The 22,284-nt window shown below is 58.4% G+C and carries 22 protein-coding genes; 7 read left to right on the forward strand and 15 right to left on the reverse strand.

Going from position 1 to position 22,284, the window contains the following annotated elements; translation table 11 throughout:
* Positions 1 to 122: 122 nt before the first annotated feature.
* Genes ACIP66_RS06975 through ACIP66_RS07005 form a run of 7 tightly spaced genes read right to left on the reverse strand, consistent with a single transcriptional unit; the run spans position 123 to position 8,464 of the window.
* Positions 123 to 1,169 carry an acyltransferase family protein gene (locus tag ACIP66_RS06975; protein WP_400646565.1) on the reverse strand — a complete coding sequence of 349 codons (1,047 nt, stop codon included), beginning with the start codon at positions 1,167 to 1,169 and terminating at the stop codon, positions 123 to 125.
* Positions 1,170 to 1,181: 12 nt separating this feature from the next.
* Positions 1,182 to 2,285, reverse strand: a complete 1,104-nt coding sequence (locus tag ACIP66_RS06980) for a hypothetical protein (protein ID WP_053122025.1) — start codon at positions 2,283 to 2,285, stop codon at positions 1,182 to 1,184.
* Positions 2,276 to 3,508, reverse strand: coding sequence for a phosphoribosylaminoimidazole carboxylase (locus ACIP66_RS06985; protein WP_400646568.1), 1,233 nt, complete (start codon positions 3,506 to 3,508; stop codon positions 2,276 to 2,278). The genes ACIP66_RS06980 and ACIP66_RS06985 overlap by 10 nt, the downstream gene beginning before the upstream one ends.
* Positions 3,505 to 4,617: a polysaccharide pyruvyl transferase family protein gene (locus ACIP66_RS06990; protein WP_212551155.1), complete on the reverse strand. Its 1,113-nt coding sequence runs from the start codon at positions 4,615 to 4,617 to the stop codon at positions 3,505 to 3,507. The genes ACIP66_RS06985 and ACIP66_RS06990 overlap by 4 nt, the downstream gene beginning before the upstream one ends.
* Before the next feature lie 15 nt (positions 4,618 to 4,632).
* Complete coding sequence (locus ACIP66_RS06995) at positions 4,633 to 5,715, reverse strand: glycosyltransferase family 4 protein (protein WP_053122031.1); 1,083 nt, start codon at positions 5,713 to 5,715, stop codon at positions 4,633 to 4,635.
* A 40-nt stretch (positions 5,716 to 5,755) separates the two neighbouring features.
* The gene (locus ACIP66_RS07000) at positions 5,756 to 7,984 is read right to left on the reverse strand and encodes a polysaccharide biosynthesis tyrosine autokinase (RefSeq protein ID WP_400646572.1); all 2,229 of its coding nucleotides are present in this window, start codon (positions 7,982 to 7,984) and stop codon (positions 5,756 to 5,758) included.
* Between the two features lie 39 nt (positions 7,985 to 8,023).
* Positions 8,024 to 8,464: a low molecular weight protein-tyrosine-phosphatase gene (locus tag ACIP66_RS07005; protein WP_053122039.1), complete on the reverse strand. Its 441-nt coding sequence runs from the start codon at positions 8,462 to 8,464 to the stop codon at positions 8,024 to 8,026.
* Positions 8,465 to 8,756: 292 nt separating this feature from the next.
* On the opposite strand from ACIP66_RS07005, the gene ACIP66_RS07010 reads away from it, so the two are divergent.
* The gene (locus ACIP66_RS07010) at positions 8,757 to 9,713 is read left to right on the forward strand and encodes a glycosyl hydrolase family 5 (RefSeq protein WP_400646575.1); all 957 of its coding nucleotides are present in this window, start codon (positions 8,757 to 8,759) and stop codon (positions 9,711 to 9,713) included.
* 202 nt (positions 9,714 to 9,915) lie between these two features.
* Positions 9,916 to 10,842: a transaldolase gene (gene tal, locus ACIP66_RS07015; protein WP_053122043.1), complete on the forward strand. Its 927-nt coding sequence runs from the start codon at positions 9,916 to 9,918 to the stop codon at positions 10,840 to 10,842.
* A 213-nt stretch (positions 10,843 to 11,055) separates the two neighbouring features.
* Here tal and rssC read toward each other — a convergent pair whose 3' ends face one another.
* Positions 11,056 to 11,538 carry an anti-sigma factor antagonist RssC gene (gene rssC / locus ACIP66_RS07020; protein WP_042560140.1) on the reverse strand — a complete coding sequence of 161 codons (483 nt, stop codon included), beginning with the start codon at positions 11,536 to 11,538 and terminating at the stop codon, positions 11,056 to 11,058.
* Complete coding sequence (rssB, locus tag ACIP66_RS07025) at positions 11,538 to 12,719, reverse strand: two-component system response regulator RssB (RefSeq protein WP_053122045.1); 1,182 nt, start codon at positions 12,717 to 12,719, stop codon at positions 11,538 to 11,540. The genes rssC and rssB overlap by 1 nt, the downstream gene beginning before the upstream one ends.
* A 273-nt stretch (positions 12,720 to 12,992) precedes the next feature.
* On the opposite strand from rssB, the gene ACIP66_RS07030 reads away from it, so the two are divergent.
* Positions 12,993 to 13,292 (forward strand): PilZ domain-containing protein, encoded by a 300-nt coding sequence (locus ACIP66_RS07030; RefSeq protein ID WP_400646580.1) that lies wholly within the window; start codon positions 12,993 to 12,995, stop codon positions 13,290 to 13,292.
* Positions 13,293 to 13,346: 54 nt separating this feature from the next.
* Here ACIP66_RS07030 and ACIP66_RS07035 read toward each other — a convergent pair whose 3' ends face one another.
* Positions 13,347 to 14,036 carry a VacJ family lipoprotein gene (locus tag ACIP66_RS07035; RefSeq protein ID WP_053122049.1) on the reverse strand — a complete coding sequence of 230 codons (690 nt, stop codon included), beginning with the start codon at positions 14,034 to 14,036 and terminating at the stop codon, positions 13,347 to 13,349.
* A gap of 196 nt (positions 14,037 to 14,232) precedes the next feature.
* On the opposite strand from ACIP66_RS07035, the gene ACIP66_RS07040 reads away from it, so the two are divergent.
* Together ACIP66_RS07040 and ACIP66_RS07045 are read left to right on the forward strand one after the other, a co-directional pair.
* Complete coding sequence (locus ACIP66_RS07040) at positions 14,233 to 14,853, forward strand: HAD family phosphatase (RefSeq protein ID WP_212551158.1); 621 nt, start codon at positions 14,233 to 14,235, stop codon at positions 14,851 to 14,853.
* Between the two features lie 109 nt (positions 14,854 to 14,962).
* Positions 14,963 to 15,226, forward strand: coding sequence for a DUF4404 family protein (locus tag ACIP66_RS07045; RefSeq protein ID WP_053122053.1), 264 nt, complete (start codon positions 14,963 to 14,965; stop codon positions 15,224 to 15,226).
* A gap of 145 nt (positions 15,227 to 15,371) precedes the next feature.
* Here the strand turns inward: ACIP66_RS07045 and queF are convergent, their stop codons facing one another.
* On the reverse strand, positions 15,372 to 16,202 hold the full coding sequence (gene queF, locus ACIP66_RS07050; RefSeq protein WP_400646584.1) for an NADPH-dependent 7-cyano-7-deazaguanine reductase QueF: 831 nt from the start codon (positions 16,200 to 16,202) through the stop codon (positions 15,372 to 15,374).
* Between the two features lie 61 nt (positions 16,203 to 16,263).
* Positions 16,264 to 16,791, reverse strand: coding sequence for a cupredoxin family protein (locus tag ACIP66_RS07055; protein WP_282356721.1), 528 nt, complete (start codon positions 16,789 to 16,791; stop codon positions 16,264 to 16,266).
* A 164-nt stretch (positions 16,792 to 16,955) separates the two neighbouring features.
* Between ACIP66_RS07055 and ACIP66_RS07060 the strand changes: the two genes are divergently transcribed.
* Both ACIP66_RS07060 and ACIP66_RS07065 read left to right on the forward strand, forming a co-directional pair.
* Positions 16,956 to 17,636, forward strand: a complete 681-nt coding sequence (locus tag ACIP66_RS07060; protein WP_159814271.1) for a heavy metal response regulator transcription factor — start codon at positions 16,956 to 16,958, stop codon at positions 17,634 to 17,636.
* Positions 17,636 to 18,982, forward strand: a complete 1,347-nt coding sequence (locus tag ACIP66_RS07065; RefSeq protein ID WP_400646587.1) for a heavy metal sensor histidine kinase — start codon at positions 17,636 to 17,638, stop codon at positions 18,980 to 18,982. Before ACIP66_RS07060 ends, ACIP66_RS07065 begins: the two co-directional genes overlap by 1 nt.
* 119 nt (positions 18,983 to 19,101) lie before the next feature.
* On the opposite strand, the gene ACIP66_RS07070 is transcribed toward ACIP66_RS07065, so the two are convergent.
* From ACIP66_RS07070 to ACIP66_RS07080, 3 genes are all read right to left on the reverse strand, one after another.
* On the reverse strand, positions 19,102 to 20,346 hold the full coding sequence (locus ACIP66_RS07070; RefSeq protein ID WP_053122062.1) for a lipoprotein-releasing ABC transporter permease subunit: 1,245 nt from the start codon (positions 20,344 to 20,346) through the stop codon (positions 19,102 to 19,104).
* Positions 20,347 to 20,409: 63 nt separating this feature from the next.
* Positions 20,410 to 21,108, reverse strand: coding sequence for a lipoprotein-releasing ABC transporter ATP-binding protein LolD (gene lolD / locus ACIP66_RS07075; RefSeq protein WP_008087731.1), 699 nt, complete (start codon positions 21,106 to 21,108; stop codon positions 20,410 to 20,412).
* A partial coding sequence (locus ACIP66_RS07080; protein WP_400646591.1) for a lipoprotein-releasing ABC transporter permease subunit occupies positions 21,101 to 22,284 on the reverse strand: 1,184 nt, incomplete at its 5' end. The genes ACIP66_RS07080 and lolD, both read right to left, overlap by 8 nt.

Raw genomic sequence — 22,284 nt, forward strand, 5'->3', positions numbered from 1 at the left:
AGGAGCTGCGGCACGCTGCGATCTTTTGATCTTTAGAAGCAACAGCAAAAGATCGCAGCGTGCCGCAGCTCCTACAGGAGATCTCGATATCCACTGTGGGAGCGGGCTTGCTCGCGAAGCTTCTAGCTATTCTGAACCGGCACCACCGGGGCAATGACCGCCACCGGTTTCTTCACCGCCGCACGCTCACCAAGAAACAGCACCGAGGTGAAATTAAACCGGCTGAACACCATCGACAACACCACAGGCCCCAGCAACCCACCGCTCAACCCACCCAACACCAACAAACTCTCATCCTTCACACCCAACCGCCCTAGCACCACCCGCGACGTCGCCGCAAACAGCACATGAAACAGAAAAATCGCATACGAATACCCACCCAACCAGGTCAACGCCTTCGAGCGCATGCCACTCGACAACAACGCAAAGCAAGACACACACCCCACCGTCAAACCGATCAAGCTACGGCGATCAACAATCAGCTCACGATCCAGCGCCGCCACATACAGCAACGTCAGCGAAATCAGCACAAACACCACCGGCCCGATCATCGCGAACCGTTGCTTCAGCGCCTCGACATTCTCCTGCCCGATCATCCCCGCAACAAAAAACGGCAGCAGGTAGATCGCACCGTTAATCCCGAACGCATCAAGCTTGAACGGCGGCAGCAAAAACAACAGCGCCGCAAACGCGAACAACCCATACAAGCGCGTCGCCGAGCGCAGCATCCCGCGCCATTCCAACAACCCGACGAACATGAAAATGATGAACACCGCCTGCAAGAACCAGAAGTGGTTGATCGGCACCCAGAACGACAGCAACGCGTCGATCACGCCGACGTCCTTGTTCACTCCCGGCCCCACCGCTTGCAGCACCGAAAACGGCACGCCGACGCAAAACAGCGGCACGATCAAACGCCGCACCTTGCCGCTGAAGAACGCGGAAAAGTCGTTGCCACGGATTTTGTAGATCGAATAGATGTACCCGGAAATAAAGGTGAACAGCGGCATGCGCACGTACACCATCGAGTCGGCGATCACCCGGAACGGCGAGCCGATATCGATCTTCAACCCGCCGCCCAACGGCCCGATGACGTGGTAAAGCACCAGCAGCAGGCACGCCAGACCGCGCAGGGTTTCAATCTCCAGGGACTTTTTCTTGCTCGACATAAAGCACCTGCCTCAATTCAGAATTCTTGATTCAACCTGCACCGGTTTGTTCGCCCGCAGCATCAAGCCCAGCCCTACGAACAGCACCGGCACCACCATCGAAAAGTGCCGGGCGAAAGAGCCGAAGTCAGGCTCGAACAAACCCTGCACCAACAGAAACGCCAGCGGAATCGCGATCAGTTCCTTGGGTTTGGTCTGGATCGGCGCGCCTTTGTAATCGGTCGAAGTGATGACTTTGAACAGCAGCAGCGCGGTCATGATCATCAACGCCACGAAGATCACCTGCCCCGGCCCGGACAGCAGAATCAGCTCCACCGGGAACGACAAGCGGAAGAAGATGATCATCGAGTCCAGCGCTTGCGAAACGAAGTCGCTGCCGGTGAGCCACGAGACGATCAGCGACTTCGAGCCCTCCTCGCCCGCCGTGCGCAGTTCGTTGTTGCTGGCGCGAATCGACGACACCGGGAAGCCCAGCGCCAGTTGAATCGCCATGGCCACCGCCAGGTAGAACAGGAACAACATTAGAAAGAACGTCGTGCGTGATACGTACTTTTTCATCACGCAGACGCCGACCCACGACAGCGAAAACAGAATCCAGTACGGCCGGATCAGCACGCCGTAGATCACCGCTGACAGAAAGAATCCGCCACGATATTTGCGCGTCAGCGAGCTGAGCAAAATGCTCAACACCGCCACCGAGACGATGATTTCCTTGGTCAGATTCTCAAGGAAAAACGAGCGGACGATGCCCCACAGGCACAGGGTGCCGAAGATCGCCAACGGCATGCGCCGAAACACCACCACCGGAATCGCCGTGAGGAAGAAATTGCAGAACATGCCGTAGGCCCAGGCATTGGTCAGGTTGATCCCGGTGGGCCGCAGCAGGAAAGCCGAACACTCGTAGGACGAGCGATCGGGCGAGAACGGGTTCCAGAAGTTGCAGTTGTCGGCGCGCGCGTAGGACGACCACAAGGTCATCGCATCCGGGCCCGGATCACGCGGAATTAGCAGCGGCATGGCCACTGACAAAAACAACCCGGTGAACAGAATCAGGAACGACACATACGAATCGAGTCGCTTGCCGCGAAACTCGATACACGGCAGCTTCAGGCCCATGACACGGCAGCCTTTTTCGCAGCGGTCACGCGCGTCAGAACGGCAATAACGCCGAGCTGCACGATGATCGCGAAAACATTGCCCCATGCCGCGCCATAAATCGAATAGTGCTTGATCAACACATAGCTGACCGGCACCGAAACCAGCAGGCAGATCGCCGCGCTGGCAAGCGATACACGGCTGTTTTTCGAGGCAATCAAACCGCCCCAGACGATGTCGCCAATCGCCCGCAAAGCGAAGGAAAAGATCAGCACGCCAAGAATCGCATTGTCCGGACGCGGCACGCTGGTGGCGACGTAATCGAGCACCACGTTGAAGAACAGATAAATCGCCACCGCCACCGCCGCCGACACCACCAGCGAACGCATCACCCATTTGTTGACGAACAACTGCTTGACCGTAAACGCCTGCTGATCAGCCTGAAACCGCTTGGCCAACACCGGAATGCCGACCACCGCCACCACCGCGTACGACAAGGCTTGCAAGGTGTTCGCCGCCGACCACGCGTACACATATTTGCCGAGGCTGGCGTAGGGCTCCAGATCGATAATCAGGAAACGCTCGGCGTACTGACTCAGCGCGATCAAACCGGTACCGAGGTAAAACGGCAACCCGGCCTTCCACACCGTGCCCGTTGCCAGCGTCGAGCTCTCGCGGCCCTTGTGCACGTTCACCACAATCAAGTATCCGGCGACAATCACCAGCACATTCGCCGCGACCCACAACCACAACACACTGGCGATCCCCGACACCCAGCCGAGCATCATCCCGCCCACCGCCAACACCGCCCACAGACCGGTCTTGATGAAGAAAAGCAATGCGCCGGCCGTGGCTTTTTGTGCGGAAAACACGAACGAGTTGATCTCGAACGACAGGTGCTCGGTGAGCAAAACCAGGGTCACGCAGAGGATCAGCGTCGCCGTCGCTTCAACGGTCTGGAACAGTGAATAAATCAGCACCGTCACCACCGACAGCACCAGTCCCACCGCCAGGTACAACAGCAAAACCTTGTCGACCACGCGGCGCGAACTGCCGCCCACGCTGATCAACCGATTGATCTCGGAACTGAAACCGACGCTGTAAAACTTCGAGGCGATCAACGACGCGGCGACCACCACACCGTAAAAACCCAGCGCCTCATAACCGAGGTAATGGGTGATCGCCAACACCAGCAAAAACTTCGCGCCCAAGGCTCCGCCGCGAAGCAGCAGCCGAAATATCATCGAACGACACCCTTGATGATCTCGTCCATGGCCACGGTTTTCGCTTCGATTTCACGGCAGGTATCGGTCAGGCGCTGGCCGAAATTCGACAGCGCATTTGGCGCGTAAACCGTGTTGATGATGGTGTCGACATCGATGTCACCGCCATTGATCACCCAGTCCTCGACGCCCATGTCCTGATAGGCGCCGAAGCCTTTGCGCTCATAGCTGATGTGGTACGCCGGCACGCCGGACAGCAGCGATTCGATCGCGCCGTGCAGGCGCACGGAAATCACCAGATCCGGCTGGTATTTGGCGATGGTCGCTTTCAACGACAGCAGGTCTTCAGTGATGCCCAGTTCGCGATAGAACGCACCGTCATCGTTGCCACGCACGGCGCTCTGCACGGCGCAGACCACTTTGCTTTTTTGCTTCAGGCGTTGCAGCAGCAGCTTCAGATTGGCGACGTAAGCGACCTTCTTGTCCTTGCTCCACTCCGGCGGCTTGCGCAGCACTACGCACACCGTGGCTGGCGATGCGGCGCAACGGGTGAACTTCGGTTGCTGGAGGATTTTGCTCGCCAGCGATTGCACCGCCAGATCGGGCGCGCGGTAGACGTTTTCGCAAGCATCGAAAATCGCCGAGGAACGGTTGTCACGCACGAACACCGCATCGGCATTGGCGTAGTGCTCGACGATTTTGCTGCTCTCGCCATGGAACGGGCCGATGCTTTGCGGCAGGTACACCGACGGCACTTTGCTCAGGATCGCGGTTTCCAGTTGCTTGGCGTGACCGAGCTTCAACTTGATGTGTTCGAAAGCGCTTTTCGAGCGCATGTAGCCGCCGCCAACGCCGACGATCAGATCGGTTTTCTGCAACAGATCCGCCAACCCGGCGTAGGACTGATTGAGAAACACCGCTTGCTTGACCCGGCCCAAACCCTTGGCCGCCATCACTGGCGCGTCGAAACGCGGGTGCGGCAGATAGCTGAAAGAATCCGGATCGGAGGCGACCACGCTGATCGCGGTGTCGTCGCCAAAGTTGCGCTGCACCAAGGCAATGGCCAGATCGACGAGCAGGCCGTCACCGGAGTTGGACGCACTGTAGCCATGCAAAATCGTTACGTTCATATGCTTGAGTTCTACTTAAAAAGTGGGAGCGCGATACAGGTCGTAGGTCTGGCGAATCATCAACGCGGCGCTGAAACGCTCGCGGACGATGCTGCGCCCTTCGCTGCCGAGATCGAGCAAGCGCGGCTTCTGGATTTGCGCCAGCACATCGGCCAGCGCCTGGTGATCACCGGACGGAAACACGTAGCCCGACACGCCGTGCGTGACCAGTTCCGGCAGCGAGGTGCAATTGCTGGCGATCACCGGCAGCCCCATGGCCATGCCTTCCAGCGGCACCATGGCGAAACCTTCCCAGCGACTCGGCACAATCAGCGCATCGGCTTTCTGGTACAGCGCCTGCACTTCGCTCGGCGTGACCCACGGCAGGTATTCGACCGAATCCATCGGCGGACACTCCACCGAATCTTCGTTAACCGCGCTGCCGACCACCGTCAGTTTCAGGTCATTGCGCTGCACATTGGCGAAGGCCTTGAGCAGCACGTCGAAGCCTTTCTGGTAATCGAGACGGCCGACAAACAGCAGATGAATCGGCTCGGGGCTCGCGGCTTTCGGCGCGTCGTCCTTATGATGAATGCCGTTGTAGATCAGCTTCATGCGTTTGCGCTCGATGCCGAAGCGCGCGGCTTTATCGAGTTCGTACTGACTGACGCAAATGATCACGTCGGTGACTTTTTGCAGCACGCGCTCGATCCACGCATAGACCTTTTGCTTGATCGGCGAGCTTTCCATCAGGAACGAAAACGCGTGCGGGCAGTAGACGATTTTCGGCTTGCGCCACGGACGCAACAGCACGCAGACGCAGCGGCCAATCACCCCGGAAAAGGTGCTGTGCAAATGCACCACATCGGGTTTTTCCTTGAGCAGCACTTGCGTCAGACGCCAGGCGAAACGCAGCAACGACGGCACATTGCGCCCGGTGCGCGGGAAGGTGCGGATCTGTTGCGCGCCGATGCCGTGCAGTTCTTTGGCCTGATCCTCCGGCACCAGATACACCAACTCGTAGTCGGCCGCATCGCCTTCCGGCGACGCCGAAATCGTCCGAATAACGGTCGCGACGCCACCTTTGATCGTCTCTGCCACGTGCAGTATTTTTTTCACAACTCACCCACTTCAAACAGGAAAGGACAATCGCCAAAACTCAGGATTTGTCGGACGCGTATTCGTAGTTGTAATAGCCGTAGCCGCCGTTGCCGTAGTAGCTCGCGGCACGCTTCTCGACGCCGTTGAACACCGCGCCTTTCAACTCGATACCGTTCTGCGCGAAGCGGCGGATGGTCAGCTCGATCTCTTTGGCCGGGTTCACCCCGAAGCGCGTGACGATCAGGCTGATGCCCGCTTCACGGCCGACAATCGCCGCATCGGTCACCGCCAGCAGCGGCGGCGTATCGATGATCACCACGTCGTACATCTCGCTGAGTTGCGCGAGCAATTCGCGGAAGTTCGCGTGCATCAACAGCTCGGACGGATTCGGTGGCACCTGACCACGGCTGATGAAATGCAGGTTGTCGACTTCGACTTTGTTGATTGCCTGATCGATGCTGCAGCGCTTCACCAGCAGGTCGGATAAACCGTTGCTGATTGGCGTATTGAGGGTTTTGTGCAGATGCCCTTTGCGCATGTCGGCATCGATCAGCACCACGCGCTGACCGCTCAACGCCATAACTGCGGCGAGGTTGGACGAGACGAAGGTTTTGCCGACTTGCGGGCTCGGCCCGGAAATCATGATGCGGTTGTTGGTCGAATCGAGCCCGGCGAAGTGCAGGCAAGTGCGCAGGCTGCGGATCGACTCGATCGACAGATCGGTCGGATTGCGCAGCGCCAACAGGTATGCCGGTTTGTCGACGCCATCGCGGGCGCGGCCCTTTTTGTTGTCCTCTTCCTGTTGCAGCGCGCTGTACGGAATCGACGCGTACACCGGCAAACCGAGTTGCTCGATGGCTTCGGGGCCTTCCAGTCCACGGCTCAGGGATTTGCGCAGCAGCACCAGCGCCACACCGACGAAGGCGCCGAAGAATGTGGCGATCAGCACGATCAAGGCTTTCTTCGGTTTGACCGGGCTGGTCAGGTCGACGTCCGCCGTATCGACCAGACGCACGTTGCCCACCGCACCGGCACGAACGATGTCCAGCTCCTGGGATTTGTTGAGCAACTGCGTGTAGATCTGCGAGGCGACTTCGACATCGCGGGTCAGGTTGAGCAGTTCTTGCTGGGTGGCCGGCAAGTCCTGGACTTTGCCTTCCAGCGACTTCTGCTGCTGGGTCAATTCACCGATCTGGCTCATCAACGCGCGATAGGCCGGGTGCTGTTTGGTGAACTTGCGATCCATCTCCGCCTGCTGCATTTTCAGCTCGGAAATCCGCGTTTCCAGCGCCACGGACTGACCGAGCACCGATTGCGTTTCCAAGGAAATGTTCACGGTTTTGCCGTGGGTCTGATAGGCGTTGAGGGCATCGCTGGCCTTGGCCAGATCACGTTTGACCTGCGGCAACTGGCTTTGCAGGAAGGCCAGACTCTGCGCAGCTTCCGCCGAGGTACGGCGTACGTTTTGCTCGACGTAGAGCGAGGCGATCTTGTTGAGAATCTTCACCGCTTCAGGCGCGTCGGCACTGGCGAGGGCCAGACGAATGATTCCCGACTCTTTGCCTTGCTCGGAAATATCCAGCGCGTCCTGATAACCCTGAATCGTCACGATGCGCGGATTGCGCACCACTTCGAAACGCGTGCCGGGGTTGGCCTGCAATTGAGTGATCAAACCTTCCACGCCATCCTGCGCAAAGGCTTCGCCCATCGCGCCCTCGGCCAGCAGCTTGTCGTTGTCATCGAGCAACTGGAAGCGATGTTGTTCGCCAGCGATCAGCGTGAGTTTTTTGCCGAGCAGTTCTTTCGGCAGATTGAGCCGGGCAAACTCCAGCCGCTCACCGCCCCAGGCGTAGCTGTTCAGGCCGAAACGCGGCGCGGCGACGCTGCTGTCGGTTTCGCCGCGATAACGTCGGGCGAGAAAACCGCCGATGAGTGGAAAGGTGTTGGGGCTGACGTCGATGTCGAGGCGCAGGTCGTCGACGGTTTTGCCGATCACTGCACGGGATTTGATGATGCCGATCTCGGTCACCGACGGCGATTGGCCGCCGAGCATGCTGTTGAGGTCGGAAAAACCGAGCATGTCGTTCTTTTTCGGTTCGACCTGCACCAGCGCGTTCGCCGAATACACCGGCGTGGCCAAAACCGCATAGGCAATGCCGGTGACCATAAACGCGCCGGTGAGCGCGCCAATCAACCATTTCTGATCGATCAGGCTGCCAAAGATGCCGAGCAGATCAATGCTGTCTTGATCATTGTCACGGGTGCCGATTACGGACGGTAACTGCATAAGTCTGTTCTTACCATTCACTGTTCTGAAGAATATTCGTCAATGCCCGAGGCGCTGCGCCCATGAACTAACTGCATCTTCAATCAATGCATGCGCATGGATAAAAGCGGCTTTACCTTGACGATACGGATCGTGTATTTCGCGCTCGCTCTGCCACTTGCCAAGCAGAAACACTTTGCCCCTCGCGTGCGCGGCAATCTTCAGTACTTGATTAACGTGTTGTTTTTCCATGACCAGAATCAGGTCTGATTCATTGACGATGTCTGATGTCAGTTGCCGAGCCTTGAACGTTTCGGCGCTGTGGCCGTGATCTTCGAGCACCTGACGCGCCGACGCTTCGACACCCTCGCCGACCCGCGCCGCAAGGCCTGCGGAGGTGACGGTGATCGCTGACGAGGCCAGCGCGTTACGCAGCAACAGTTCTGCCGTCGGACTGCGGCAAATATTGCCCACGCACACAACAAGGATCTTTCTGAACAAGGTTTTACTTTCCCGGGTAATGTCAAACGGCCAACATGCCAAAGGATTGCAATGAACCCTGTGGATCTTTCTGCACTCAGAAATAGAATCGCCCTGTTAGTACTGGAGCATTAAGTACCACAGCGTTTTAAAGGCGCCCAACCACTATTAGCGGACTAAAAATAACTGTGATTTTCGGCTGATTGTTTTCCGACAAAAAATAACATTCGCGCACTAAGTGCCATCACCTCACTCGAAAACTGAGAAAAGAGATCATTCTTCGTAGTTGTCACTTCTCTTCGGGAGAGCAGACATGAAATCGACACCTCTGAAACAACTTGGCGCGCTGACGTTGGCGCTGCTCGGTGCCACCAGTCAGGTTCACGCCAGTGAGCTGTTCCCTAACCTCCCCGCCAAAACCATCGGCGTGCAGGTGAAGATCCAGAACTTCACCGCCGCCGATGCCGCGCAGATCAAAGCCGCCGGGTTCAGTTTTGTGCGCTTCGGTGTGTGGAGCGACAGCCTGAGCGCCAAGGCCTATCAACAGCAGGTCAGCGCTGCCTTCGCGGCAGCGCAATCGGCGGGGTTGCCGGTGCTGTTGACGGTGCGCGCGATCAAGCCGTTGCCTGCCTCGTCAGGCAGCGAACTGGCGACGGCGGGCGAAGCGTTCGCCAATGCCGTGACAAGCCTGGAAATGTCCTACAGCGCGCAACTTGTGGCGATTGAGCTGTGGAACGAACCGGATCTGCCGACCTACTGGCCGACGGGCAATTTCGACACGACGTTCGTGCCGTTCATGAGTTCGGTGTGCAAGACGTTGCAAGGCAAGCCGCCGGCGACGCCACTGGTGGGATATGGCTTCGCACGGCCGCCGACCGCCGGTTCCGCGTCCACCGTGGCGCTGAACCGCATCGTCAGCGAATACCCGAAATGCCTGAGCGCGGTGTCATATCACCCGTATGGCATGACTGCTGCGCAGATCAGCAGCGCGCAGGCATTCATTCAGCAGAACTTCCATTTGCCGGGGGTAATCAGTGAGTGGGGTGTCTCAGCGCTCAGCTCTAATGGTGGCGCCGACGGTCAGGCGAGCAAGATCAACGCCTTTATTGGCGATGTTAAAAAACTGCAGATCCCGCTGACGTCTATCTATGAATGGAAGAACAGTGATTCCGGCAGTAACGATCGCGAGAAGAACTTCGGCCTGTTGACCTCTGACGGTCAGCCGAAACCAGCGCGATTGTCGGTTGAATCTTTGTTGAACGCTGAGTAGTCCGTGCGCAACCGATCTGTACGCAGGTCGGTTGCTTTGAACCTGTGCGCTGTTTTGGCATCGTATTCATCGATAGCCCGCCCCACCTTTCAAACAATCGTTTTCAGGTTGTTGCCGCAGGGGCCATCGATACACGTCCACGCCCTTGAGTGACCGTCAGCGCTCGGGTAATGTCATCAGACCCATAGGATAGAGCACGCCCATGACTTCCAAGCTGGAACAACTCAAACAATTCACCACCGTAGTGGCCGACACTGGCGACTTCGAAGCGATCGCCCGAGTCAAACCGGTCGACGCCACCACCAACCCTTCCCTGCTGCTCAAAGCCGCGGCCATTTCCGGCTACGCCGAGCTGCTGAACGCTTGCGTCAGCGACTGTAAGGGCGATGTTGGCCTGGCCAGCGACCGTTTTGGCGTCGCGGTAGGTCAGGAAATTCTTAAAGTGATCCCGGGCCGCATCTCCACCGAAGTGGATGCACGCCTGTCGTTCGACAAAGACGCCGTGCTCAAGCGCGCGCACCGCCTGATCGAGCTGTACGACAAGGCCGGCATTGGCCGCGACCGCGTACTGATCAAGATCGCTTCGACCTGGGAAGGCATCCGCGCTGCTGAAGTGCTGGAAAAAGAAGGCATTCAGACCAACCTGACCCTGCTGTTCTCCTTCGCCCAGGCCGCAGCTTGCGCCGACGCCGGCGTGTTCCTGATTTCGCCGTTCGTGGGCCGCATCTACGACTGGTACAAAAAGGCCAACGGCAATGACTACACCGGCGCCGATGATCCGGGCGTACAGTCGGTCACGCGCATCTACAACTACTACAAAGCCAATGACTACAAAACGGTGGTCATGGGCGCGAGCTTCCGTAACCTCAATCAGATCGAGCAACTGGCCGGTTGCGACCGCCTGACCATCAGCCCGGATCTGATCGACAAACTGGCAGCGGATAACGGCAAGCTGGAACGCAAACTGGCCCCAGGTCACGCCGGTGAAGCCCGTCAGAGCCTGAACGAAGCGCAATTCCGCTGGTTGTCCAACGAAGACGCGATGGCCACCGAGAAACTGGCTGAAGGCATCCGTCAGTTTGCTCGCGACCAGGAGAAGCTTGAGGCGCTGTTGCAGGCCAAGCTGTGATTTGATTGTTTGAAATGCAAAAAGGGCGAACCTGTGAGGGTTCGCCCTTTTTTATGTCTGGGAAATATTCGGTGTTCTTGCGGAAGCTATCGCGAGCAGGCTCACTCCTACAGGGGATCTGTGGAGTGATCGCGATTATGTGGTTAATGAAGAACCCTGTAGGAGTGAGCCTGCTCGCGATAGGGCCAGCCGCCCTACCCTCAGCTCAAACTATCAATGCCGCTCGAGGGCATTCACCAGGTCATGAAACGCTTCACGATTGGAGTCGTTCAGGCCCATTAGGATTTTGTGCGCTTCCAGCACCTTGATCCGTACCACTTCTTCCGACTGATCCTGATCCGGCAGGTCGTCCAGGCACTCCGGGCATGGCACCGGGTGGTTGACGATGTTGAACACCTGCTCAAACCCCATCGATTGCAACAGACGGGTGATGTCATCGTGGGTGGTCACGACAGTCGGCAGCAGGCCGACCTTTTGCCGCGACAGGATCGACAGTTTGGCCAGCAAACCAAGCGTGGTGCTGTCGATGCTGCGGGTTTCGGTCAAATCGATCACGATCGCGTTGAAATTCAGCGCGGTGAAGATTTTCTCAATAGTCGCATCCAACGCCGAACACAGGGTCAGGCGAACTTCACCGACGAATTTCAGGACGAAGGTGCCGTCCTGCTCGGCGAACTGGATTCTACCGGTACTCATTAAAGATTCCTGCTCAACACCAACAGGGCGATATCATCCGGCATCTCCCCTAGCGTGGCCAATTCAAACACTTGCCGCAGACCATCCAGGCTGCCGCCCGCCGACTTCACCCGTTGGGGCAAAGCAGCTTCTTTTTCTTTGAGCGTGGGTTCTGGCAACAAATCCAGAATGCCATCGGACATCAGCGTCAGGCTGAACGTCGGCGGCAGCTCAAGCACGTGGTCTTCATAGGTGGCTTCATTAAATAGGCCCACCGGCAAACCGCGCCCTTCGAGATAACGAACACTGTCAGGCGTGTACAACACTGGCAAAGGCAGATGACCGCCGATGCTATAGGTCAACAAACCGGTCTCCTCGTCGATGACTCCACCGACCATTGTGACGTGTTTGCCCAGCTTACAACTGATCAGCCCCCGGTTGATATGACCAAGGACTTCTGAAGGCTTGAATTCCGGCAATGTGCCGTTGCGCTTGGATTCGAACAGCAAGCGCGTGGTCATGAACTTCAACAGCACCGTGACGAAGGCTGAAGAGGCGCCATGCCCGGAAACATCCGCCAGGTAAAACGCAACCCGGCGCTCGTCGACACGGAAATAGTCGACAAAATCACCCGACAGGTACAACGACGGGATGATCTGGTGGGCAAACTTGAACTCGTCGATGCTCCACGGACTTTCCGGCAACATGTTCATCTGCACCTGGCGACCGGCGTTCTGGTCTTCCTGGAGCAGGTTCAGGCTGGCGGCGAGCTCACGATTGGCCTTTTCCAGCTTCTCGCGGTAGCGCTGGTTTTCCAGCAGCAAACGCGAACGATCCAGGGCCCGGCGCACAGAGTGCTCGAGCACAGCCAGATCTTCGAGAGGCTTGATCAGGTAATCCGCCGCGCCCAGGCGCAAGGCCTCGACCGCGTCGTTCATCACGCCGGCACCCGACACCACAATCATCGGCGTTTGCGGCGAACGCTCGGTGACCTGGCGAATGAATTCGAGTCCGCCCATCTGCGGCATACGCAGATCGCAGATAACCAAATCGGGCTGTTCTTGCTCGAATACCTTGAGACCCTGTTGGCCGTTGCTGGCCTGCAGGACGCTGAAACCACTGTCTTCCAAATAGGCCGCGAGGCTCGCGCGCACTACTTCGTCATCATCGATTATCAGCAGCGTGGCACTGGTTTTTGGCATGTGGGCAAACGGCGCCAGAATTAGGTTGGCGTAGTGGGCAAGGTAACAACCCTGCGCGGACTACTGGATTCGCTTTCTAGCCTCTCTGTCGCACCGCTTTCGAGCATTGGCCGAAACGCGGTTACTTCAGAGGTGCCCTTCTAAGGCGCAGACGGTACTCCCATCCGCAGAGCGTTTCAAGCATGCGCCGATGGTCGCTTGACGACTTTACTTGTCAAATCACTGAGAGTTATAAGAACAGCTCAAACCGTAACCCAATGGAAGGACGAAGGCATGAGTCAAACCGGTCGGGACTACAGCGAAAAGCGCGATTTCATCCGCATGCGAGTCGATGTCGATGTCGTGTTGATTCATGAGGGTGATGAGGTTTCAGGGGTGTGCATCGACCTCTCGAGCAGTGGCATGCAGGTCGAAGCACCCAGACAATTCGCGGTCGGCGACCGTTTGAGCGTGCGGATCGACTCCGACCATGCAGCGCTCACTGGCCTTGAGGCCGAGACCGAAGTGGTCTGGGTCAGCGCCCAGGACGGCGGCGCTCAGAAGCTCGGCCTGACCATTCTGAAGATGAAATAAGCGCACACAAAAAAGGCGACCCGAGGGTCGCCTTGTTGTTTCTACAGGTCGAGCTTAAAAATCGTCTTCAACCTGACCGTCTTTAACTTTGAACTCGCGGTTCTGCAGGTAAGCGTTGCGGATAAAGGTGTACTTGTCGCCGCTGATCAGCTTCTCGCTCGACAGCAGGCTGGCGCGGGTGTCGACGATGTTCAGACCGAAGATCGAGTTACGCGCCGGCACGTCGTCGATGTAGCGATACATGCCGGTGAAGCTGTCGACGTACTTGGACGGCGCGTCACGCAGGGTGCTCGGGCCCATCAACGGCAGCATCACGTACGGGCCGCTGCTCACGCCCCAGTAACCGAGGGTCTGGCCGAAATCTTCGTCGCTGCGGTGCAGGCCCATTTTCGTGCCGACATCGAAGAAACCGAGCAGACCGAAAGTGGTGTTGAAGATCAGACGCGCCGTATCAACGCCAGCGGCAGCCGGTTTGGCTTGCAGAATGTTGTTCGCCAGGTTGGTGACGTCGCCAACGTTCTGGAACATGTTGTGGATGCCGTCTTCAACGAACTGCGGCGTCACGAACTGATAACCCTGGGCCAGCGGCTTCAGCGCGTAGGTATCAACGAAATCGTTGAACTGGAAGATCGGACGGTTAACGCTTTCCCAAGGGTCTTCTTCCGTCGCAGCGTTGGCGGCGAACGGAACCAGCATGACACTGGCGCATACACAAAGCTGAGCGAGAGGATTGCTCCAGCGCATAGAAAACTCCTTGGATTTGATTCTGGCACGGGCAGCTGAGGCCACGCGTAAGAACGCTAGTATAAGCGCAATCGGCATTTTGGGCAGTCTGGCATGAGACTGTATGTAGGAAGTTTCCTTCATTCCCTTCCGCAAACCCTGTCATCCAACTGTCATTGTGGCGCCCTAGCCTTGACGCTATTTCAGGGACGCTTCCATGTCACAGGCCGAAACCTTACCGCTCGCCACACCCAGCCTGACCGCCGTGCTGTTCGGGCTCAGTGGCTGTCTGGTGGATTTCGGCGCACGTGCGCAGCAACTCGGCAGCAGCCATCCGGAGCACGCTGAAACAACTCCCGGCGCACTCGATAGCCTGCTCAGCTTGCAACGCCGAAAAATCCCCTGCGCATGGATCGATGAACTCCCCCCTGCCCTGGCAAAACCGCTGTCGGCCGCTTTACCGGAGTGGATCAAACCTTCGCAACATTCAGCAACAAACAATCCATGGCCCGCGCCGAATGCTTGCTGGCAAGCATTGATGGGACTCAACGTCGATCGGCTCGATGGCTGCGTGCTGGTCAGCGGCGAACCTCGTTTGCTGCAAGCCGGGCTGAATGCCGGATTGTGGACGATCGGCCTCGCCTCCTGCGGTTCACTGTGCGGTCTGGCGCCGAGTGAATGGCAAGCGCTGACGCAAAAAGAACGCGAACAACTGCGGGGCAAAGCAACGGTGCAATTGTTCGGGCTTGGCGTGCATTCAGTGATAGATCACTTGGGCGAGCTCGACACCTGCCTCGCCGACATCAGCCTGCGCCGCCTCAAAGGCGAAAAGCCCTGATCGGGATCATGCAGTTTGAACGAGAGTGGATTAATCTAAAGGTCAGCCACAGACCTTTGGCGCGCGGCTGCGGTCAATGCCAGTGCCTCTCGATAAAAGGAAAACACCAATGCCGGCCCAAGAACTGCAAAAACAGCTCGAAACCCTGCGCGAGCAACTGGAGCAGAATCCGCCACTGTCGGAAGCCGAACGTGAAGATCTGCGCGTGTTGATGGCGCAAATCGAGTCTGAAATCCAATTGGAGAACGCTACTCAGGACGCCAGCATCGCCGATGGCGTGAACCTGGCGGTCGAGCGCTTCGAAGTCGAGCACCCGGCCATCGCCGGCACCCTGCGCAATATCGTCAATGCGCTGGGTAGCATGGGGATCTAGGATTTCCGGCCGCACAAAAAAAGCCCTGCCATCACCGGCAGGGCTTTTTCATTTCTGACATTTAAAAGATCGCAGCCTTCGGCAGCTCCTACATGGGGAGTGCATTCCAAAGGTAGGAGCTGCCGAAGGCTGCGATCTTTTGATCTTACTGTCGCACGAGTCGGTCGTTCGGCAGTTGTACGCTTTCGGTGCTGCGGTACGGGTTGATGTCCAGACCACCGCGACGCACATACCGCGCAAACACCGTCAGCTTCTCCGGCTTCAACAGTCGCTGCAGATCAAGAAAGATCCGCTCCACACACTGCTCATGAAAGTCCGAGTGCTGACGGAAACTCACGATGTACTCCAGCAAACTGGCGTGATCCAGCGCCGAGCCGCGATATTCCACGACCACCGTGCCCCAGTCCGGCTGACTGGTCACCGGGCAGTTCGATTTAAGCAGATGACTGTAAACAGTCTCCTCGAGGATCCGCGACTCATCGCAACGCAGCAGCTCCGGACGCGGATGCTCATAGTTGCTGACACTGATATCCAGATCATCGATGCACACGCCCGGCAACGCCACAACGCCTTCGGCTTCAACGTCTTTCAAACTGCGCACCCGCACGCCCACCGGTTTCCCGGCAGCGGCCGAGAGATCCTTGACCAGCGTCACTTCCAGCGTGGCGACGTCAGCAAACGGCGTCTGATTCAACGAGTTCAAGTACAGCTTGAACGACTTCGACTCGATGATATTCGGCGAATCCGCCGGAATGCTGAACTCTGCAATCGCCACCACCGGTTTGCCCGACGGCAGCAACCACGACAGCTCAAAGCAGTTCCAGAAATCCACACCTTTATAAGGCAGGGTCTCGGCGGTCAGCCCCAGCTCCGCCCACTTCGCAGTGCGCGGAATCGGGAACAACAAGGACGGCGTGTAAGTGGCGATGTATTCGCTGGACTTGCCCAGCGGCGAATGTTCGGCTGCGGGATGCATGGCGGAAACCTGACTGAAGAATCAGCGGATTCTACCAGCCTTTGCGCGCGGCTTTGAGTGGTTACTGACTGACAGTCAACTTACCCACCATCCCCGCCTGATAATGCCCCGGAATATTGCAGGCAAATTCCAGGCTCGTGGCTTTGCTGAACGTCCAGGTCAGTTCCGCCGTTTTACCCGGCTCAACCAGCACGCTGTTCGGGTCGTCATGCTTCATGCCATGGCCCATCGCGGCGTGATCCATACCCGCCATGTCGTGGGACATTTCCTTCATGCCGGTAGGCGTAAGCATGCCGCTTTGCTGCATCTGCAACATTTCCTGCTGGTGTCTGGCATGCATCGCTGCGTCACCGAGGTTGAATTCGTGCAGCAACTGGCCCTTATTCACCAGCACAAAACGCACGGTCTCACCGGCCTTGACCTGAATCGCCTTGGGGTCGAACGACATGTCGTTCAGCACCACTTCAACGCTGCGCGTGGCTTTGGCGGCGGGCGCTGGCTGGCCGAAGTCGTAGGTGTGCGCGGGGGCCGCCCATACCGGCGAGCTCAACGCCAACAAACACAAGGCCAGGGATTGGCGTAAAAACATGGTCGTTCTCCAACAAGATAAGGTTCAGCCTGTGGGAAACTTTAGCCGCCCTGCACTGGCATCAACCTGACAGGCAGATTACAACTTTGTCAGGTTGGCGCCTCACGCGTGCTCTCACGGTATAAAGCCTTCACTGAATCATCCCCGAATAACCCGAGTCGCCCATGAAACTGTTGATCGTCGAAGACCAAGCGAAAACCGGCCAATACCTGCGACAGGGCCTGACCGAGGCCGGGTTTAATACCGAACTGGTGGCCGACGGCAACAGCGGTCAGCAATTGGCATTGAGCGGTGATTATGCGCTGTTGATCCTCGACGTGATGCTGCCCGGTCGCAGTGGCTGGCAGATTCTGCAAGCGGTGCGCAGTGCCGGACTGGACACACCGGTACTTTTTCTCACGGCTAAAGACGCGGTGGAGGACAGGGTTCACGGCCTCGAACTCGGTGCTGACGATTATCTGGTCAAACCGTTCGCCTTCTCCGAGTTGCTGGCGCGGGTGCGCAGTCTGTTGCGTCGTGGCAGTGCCACGCCACAGGAAACCAGTCTGCAACTCGCCGACTTGCGTCTGGATCTGATCCGCCGCCGTGTAGAACGCAGCGGCCAGCGCATCGACCTGACCGCCAAAGAGTTCGCCCTGCTGGAAATGCTTCTGCGTCGCCAAGGTGAAGTGTTGCCGAAATCGCTGATCGCCTCGCAGGTCTGGGACATGAATTTCGACAGCGACACCAATGTCATCGAAGTGGCGATCCGCCGTTTGCGTCTGAAAATCGACGACGAGTTCCCCAACAAACTGATCCACACCGTGCGCGGCATGGGTTACGTGCTTGAAGAGCGCAGCGTCTGATGCGCCGTTTGTCCCTGAGTTCGCGCCTGGCATTGTTATTCGCCGCTTGCACCGCGGTGGTCTCGCTGTTCGCCGGGGTGCTGTTCAACCGCGCCAGCGAGGCGCATTTCATTGAGCTCGACCAGCAACAACTGGATGGCAAACTGATTGGCCTGCGCCGCGCGCTGCAGGACGTTCAGCCGGCTCAGCGCGAAGCGCGACTGGCGGATGAGCTCAGCCGTCAGGCCGATTTGTCGCTGCGCATCACCGGTGCTGACGGCCAACGCTGGTACGACAGCTCGACGCAGATCCCCAAGGATTTGCCGCCGCAAATCGGGCTGTCGACGATCAGCACTGACGGCACCGATTACCGCGTGCTCAATGCCCCGCTCTACCCGGAAAAGTCCGATTCGCCGCACTTGAGCCTGTTGCTCGACATCACCCATCACCAACACTTCCTGCAACGCATGCAGCATTTGATCTGGCTCACCGTCGGCCTCTCGGCACTGGCCACGGCGTTGCTCGGCGCGTGGGCAGCTCGTAGCGGATTGCATCCATTGCGGCGCATGAGCGCGGTGGCGCGTGGGATTTCTGCACAATCGCTGAATGCCCGACTGCCGGAAGCGCAAATGCCGCCAGAGCTTGCGGAAATGGCCCACAGTTTCAACGCCATGCTCGGCCGTCTCGACGATTCGTTTCAGCGACTCTCGGCGTTCTCGGCTGATATTGCCCATGAACTGCGCACGCCGCTGTCGAACCTGCTGACTCACACCCAAGTCACCCTCACCCGCCCTCGGCCGATCGAGGACTACCGCGAAGCGCTGCACAGCAACCTCGAAGAACTGCAATGGATGGCGCAACTGGTCAACGACATGTTGTACCTGGCCAAGGCTGACCACGGTTTGCTGATGCCCAAGCGTGAGCCGCTGGAATTGGCGGATGAGACCGATGTGTTGCTGGAGTTTTTTGCGCCGCTGGCGGAGGACGCCGGCGTCACGCTGAGCCGTGAGGGTAATGCGCGGATTGAGGGTGATCGCAATATGTTGCGGCGGGCCTTGTCGAATTTGCTGGATAACGCGCTGCGGTTTACCCCGGCGGCGGGCTCAGTGAGTTTGCGGATCGCTGAATTACCGGGGGCTGTACGGGTTTCGGTTGAAAACACTGGGGATGGGATTTCTGCGGAGTTGTTGCCACTGCTGTTTGACCGGTTTTATCGGGCCGATCCGGCGCGGCAGGAAGGCAGCAGTGAGCATGCGGGGTTGGGTCTGGCGATTACGCAGTCGATCATCCGGGCCCACGGGGGGCAGATTCGTTGCGAATCAGAGGCGGGATGGACGCGGTTTGTGATTGAGTTGCCTCGAAGCTGATCGTTCCCACGCTCTGCGTGGGAATGCCGCCCGGGACGCTCCGCGTCCCTTCCAGAGCCGAACGCGGAGCGTCCGTTGAGGCGTTCCCACGCAGAGCGTGGGAACGAGCTTGGGATCGCTTACGAATATCTCAGGGCATGAGCCGGTTCGATCTTCGCCGCTCGCCACGCCGGATACACCGTCGCCAGGAAGCTCAAGATGAACCCCGCCGAGCAGATCAACAACACATCCCCGCCCTGCAATTCCGACGGCAAATTGCTGACGAAGTACACGTCAGAGCTAAAGATATGCTGCCCACTGACTCGCTCGATCCAGCCGACGATCTGACTGACATTCAACGCCGCAATCACGCCCAACACGCCGCCAATGATCGTACCGACAATCCCGATCACCGTGCCCTGCACCATGAAAATCGCCATGATCTGCCGGGGCGTCGCGCCGATGGTACGCAGGATCGCGATGTCCGCGCCCTTGTCGTTCACCACCATGATCAGCGTCGCGATGATGTTGAACGCCGCCACCGCGACGATCATCAGCAGCAACAGGCCGATCATGGTTTTTTCCATCTTCATCGCACTGAACAAGCTGCCCTGAGTGTGCGTCCAGTCATCAGCCTTGAACTCGGCGCCCAGACTGGCGGCGATGTCTGCGGAGACTTTCGGCGCCGCGTACAGGTCTTTGACTGCCAGACGCACGCTCTGTACCTGATTCGGTTCCCAGTGCTGCATGGTCGCGGCATCGGCGACATGGATCAGGCCCATCGAGCCGTCCAGTTCAGCGCCAACCTTGAACACGCCGACCACGTTCAGCCGTTGCATGCGCGGGGTGATGCCACCCGGCGCGGTGCTGACTTCCGGGACGATCAGGGTAATTTTGTCGCCGACGTTGAGACGGAAACGTCGCGCAGTGATTTCACCGATCACCACGCCGAACTCGCCCGGTTTCAACGCATCGAGACGGCCCTGCACAATGTGCTGGGCAACGATCGAGACCTTGCCTTCCTGCGCAGGATCGACGCCGCTGATCTGGATCGGCTGCATCATGCCTTTATAGGAGAGCATGCCTTCCATTTCGGTGAACGGCACAGCGGCAGTCACTTCGGGATTTTTCATCGCGGCGGCGGCCACTGGCTGCCAGTCATCAATCGGCTTCACGCCAACGATGGTAGCGTGCGGCACCATGCCGAGGATGCGCGAGCTCATTTCGCGCTGGAAGCCGTTCATCACCGACAACACCACGATCATTGCAAGCACGCCGAGGGCGAGGCCGATCATCGAGGTCATCGAAATGAACGAAACAAAGCGATTGCGGCGCTTGGCGCGGGTATAGCGCGTGCCGATAAAGATCGATAACGGTCTGAACATTCGCTGGGGCACCGTATAAAAATAAAAGACCCGACGCCTTTGCAGGTGTCGGGTTTCAGCCAATCAGATAGGCGTGAGGCGACCTTCTTGCAGGTGCAGTACGCGATCCATCTGACGGGCCAGGTTCATGTCGTGAGTCACCACCAAAAACGCGGTGCGCATCGAGGTGCTGAGTTCCAGCATCAAATCCTGAATGCCCTGCGCGGTGTGGGAGTCGAGGTTGCCGGTCGGCTCGTCGAGCATCACCAGGCCTGGCTTGTTCACCAGGGCGCGAGCGATGGCCACACGCTGACGCTCACCACCGGACAGTTCGGAGGGTTTGTGCTCAAGGCGATGGCCGAGGCCGACGCGCTCCAGCAAAGCGGTCGCACGCTGACGCGCTTCCGGGATCGGCGTCTTGCCGATCAGCAGCGGCATGCACACGTTTTCCAGCGCGGTGAATTCCGGCAGCAAATGGTGGAACTGGTAAACGAAACCGAGCGCGCGGTTACGCAGCAGGCCGCGCTTCTTCTCGCTCAGTGCCGACAATTCTTCGCCGTCGAGCCAGACGCTGCCCTTGGTCGGCGTATCCAGTCCACCGAGCAGGTTGAGCAAAGTACTTTTGCCCGAACCCGAGGTGCCGACAATCGCCACACGCTCGCCCGGGTGCAACTCCAGTTGCAGACCGGCCAGCACTTCTACCGACTCCGGGCCTTCCTCGTAGGATTTGCCCAGGTTGCGGCAGCTCAAGATTGCTTGTTCACTCATGCCCGACTCACTCATAACGTAGCGCCTCCGCCGGCTGGGTGCGCGCGGCACGCCAGGCGGGATACAGGGTGGCGAGGAAACTCAGAACCAACGCCGCCGCGCAGACCATGACCACGTCCTGGCTCTGCACCTGCGACGGAAGATAATCAATGAAATACACGTCAGCATTAAGGAATTTGTGGCCGATCAGCCCTTCCAGTGCCGAGATCGCCGCGCTGACATTGAGCGCCGCGAAAATCCCGACCACCGCGCCAATCGCCGTGCCGACTACACCGATCACCGTGCCTTGCACCATGAACGTGCGCATGATCGTGCCCGGCGTTGCGCCCAAGGTGCGCAGAATGGCGATGTCGCCCTTCTTGTCATTCACCACCATCACCAATGTGGAAATGATGTTGAACGCGGCAACAGCGACGATCAGCAGCAACAGCAGGCCGATCATGGCTTTTTCCATGCGGATCGCCTGATACAGATTGCCGTGGGTGCGCGTCCAGTCGCGAGCGTAATAATGGTCTTCCACAAGTTGCTGGGCGATGTGCCATGCCACACGCGGCGCCTGGAACAGATCGTCGAACTTCAGGCGGATGCCCTGCACCTGATCAGGCTTCCAGCGGTGCATCTTCGCCAGATCCTGCAGGTTGGTGACGCCCAGGTAGCCGTCGAGCTCACCGGCGCCGACATGGAAAATGCCGACCACGGTGAAGCGCTTCATGCGCGGGAACATCCCGGCCGGGGTCACGCTGACCTCTGGCGCGACGAAGGTGACCTTGTCACCGATGCCGACGCCCAGCTTGGTCGCGGCCTTGTCGCCGATGACGATGCCGAAGCTGCCCGGCGTCAAATCGTCGAGTTTGCCCTGCTTCATGAAGTTGTCGATGATCGACACTTTGCGCTCGAGCGCAGGGTCAATGGCATTGAGCAACACCTTGGAGACCTGGCCGTTATTGGTCAGCAGGCCCTGCATCTGAGTAAACGGCGCAACCGCCGTCACCTGCGGGTTCTGCTTGACCTTGGTGGCCAGGCTTTGCCAGTCGTTGATCGGCTCAGTGGATTCAATGGTCGCGTGGGGCACCATGCCCAGCACGCGGGTGCGCATCTCATGATCGAAGCCATTCATCACCGACAGCACGACGATCATCACGACCACGCCAAGGGCGAGCCCGATCATCGAAGTCAGGGAAATGAATGACA

It is taken from the genome of Pseudomonas sp. NPDC088429 (assembly GCF_044753305.1).
Lineage (GTDB): Bacteria > Pseudomonadota > Gammaproteobacteria > Pseudomonadales > Pseudomonadaceae > Aquipseudomonas > Aquipseudomonas rustica.